The organism is Chrysiogenia bacterium (assembly GCA_020434085.1).
GTDB lineage: Bacteria > JAGRBM01 > JAGRBM01 > JAGRBM01 > JAGRBM01 > JAGRBM01.
Genome location: JAGRBM010000481.1, coordinates 1 through 1,878 on the forward strand (window position 1 = coordinate 1; position 1,878 = coordinate 1,878).

The 1,878-nt window shown below is 58.4% G+C and carries 2 protein-coding genes; one reads left to right on the top strand and one right to left on the bottom strand.

Annotation, left to right across the window (positions count from 1 at the left end; all coding sequences use genetic code 11):
* A partial coding sequence (locus tag KDH09_16255; protein ID MCB0221251.1) for a hypothetical protein occupies window positions 1-810 on the top strand: 810 nt, incomplete at its 5' end.
* Between the two features lie 686 nt (window positions 811-1,496).
* Here the strand turns inward: KDH09_16255 and KDH09_16260 are convergent.
* A partial coding sequence (locus KDH09_16260) for a DnaD domain protein (protein MCB0221252.1) occupies window positions 1,497-1,878 on the bottom strand: 382 nt, incomplete at its 5' end.

A 1,878-nucleotide genomic window follows, 5' to 3' on the forward strand; every position in this document is an offset into this window, starting at 1 on the left:
CCGGAAAGCCTCAACGCGTACGCGTACTCGGGCAACTCTCCAATCGACCGAAGCGATCCCGGTGGCGCGCTCCCGACGGACGGCCCGGCGCTGGGCGCCAACTGCCCGAACGCCTGGTGCCCAATACCGGGAACGTACGTTGAACTGCCCGAGGGTGGCGAAGGCTACCTCCGCGAAGTGAAACAGCCGGATGGGACATTCAACCTGGAGCTCTGCGCTCGAGGGCCTGACGCAAGCACATACGATTGCGTCGGTACACCCAGTCCAGGGAACTACGACGGAGTAGACGTACAGTTCCTAGCCTGCAACGTCGTACTTTGCGGCGCCAAGAAGGCGGTCGGTGCAGTCGCGGGCGCGATCGCATCAGCAATCGGGAGCGCGAGGAGTTCGTTGGCGAGTATCGCGTTCAACGTTGCGCGCTGGAATGCGAACAAGGAACTCACAGCACTTGCTCTCATCATCGCCTGGGCTCTCGGCGGCAGCTGCTCGATGGGAAGAGATCTCATCTGGATATGTCTTCGTGTCGACGGCGTTCGGGAAGACAGTGCACTAACAATCGGTAACGTCATCTTGACCGGAGCCAAGAAGGTGAAAGACCTCCGTCCGGGGCTGATAGCCCACGAAAAGGCTCACGCCACCCAGTGGGCGGCCCTTGGTGCCGCTGCCGGCCTCCACAGCCAGGCCCTGGGGGGCCTCTCATACATTCTGAATCTCATAGTAGACGGGTTATCTGGCGCCAATGGCTGCACTCTGTTAGCCGAATGGGCAGCTGAGATACAGTCTGGCGATCGAGGTAATCATTGCTCGTAAGACGACTGCTTGTTGGGATAACTCTGGCTGTTTTCGTACTGAATACTGCGTGCGACTACGATGCAAGATACGCAGGTTTGCGTCTATCTGAGTCGGGAGACATTGAGATTTTGTATGATCCCTGCGGCAAAGATATAAACATCTTTCGCGTTGCGTTAGCTATTTCTGGCAAGCGTGATGATCCTATCTGGGAGATAGTCTCGCCCAACGGGACTCACCAGTACGAATTCACCGTTGGAGTGACTCCATCGGGATTTATCGAGACGGTACATCGGATATCAGTGATACCAGATGAGCGCCTAATCGTAATCATTGATAGTTCACGATTTGACGGTGAGTCTTATCCATTTGAACCAGACGCCTTGCGTCGGGAAGTGTTCTACGATGTCATATCTCACTATTACACTCGAGAGGAGATATCGGCAGGAAAGCTCTGCGACTGAGGCCGTTGTCCAATCACAGGCCGACCAGAGCTGTTGCTCAGGTCAGCCTGGGGGGGCATTTCAAAGCCCTGGCGGCTGTGGTGTGTGGTCGGACGCGAGATCGTGTGGCTGCACTCGCAACGGAAACCCATGCGGTACAAGGCGCCACACCTTGAACACTTCACTTCATTGCGCCTCGCGAGACCCTTCCTCCGAGCTTCCCGCAGTACGGACAGCGAAACGAGATCAGGTCGGCCTCGGCACTCATGACCCGCTTCGACCAGAAACGACATGCAGTGCAGGGCGGCCAACGGTGCCAGCGCGTTGTCGCTGGAGCCGCCGGATGATGCCTGACACGTAGCGAATGCTCCGCCGGTTCGACTTCGCAGCTTCACAGACGACGTACTCGATGTCGCTGACCGTCAGTCCGGCATCCAGCCATCCCTGGACTTCTTTCTCCAGGACCGGCGGTAACGGAATGCGGGCATCCCGGAAGACCTCACGGACCTGGTCCTTCGGACCGGGCGGGTTGGGAATTGCCGGCTGCGGGCGGCCGGACTGTGCCTGCTTCTGGCTGGATCGGTGTGGGTGGCGTGGTGGCTGTGGTGGTGGTGGTAAGGAAGGAACTTGCAGCTTCGCCTCTGCA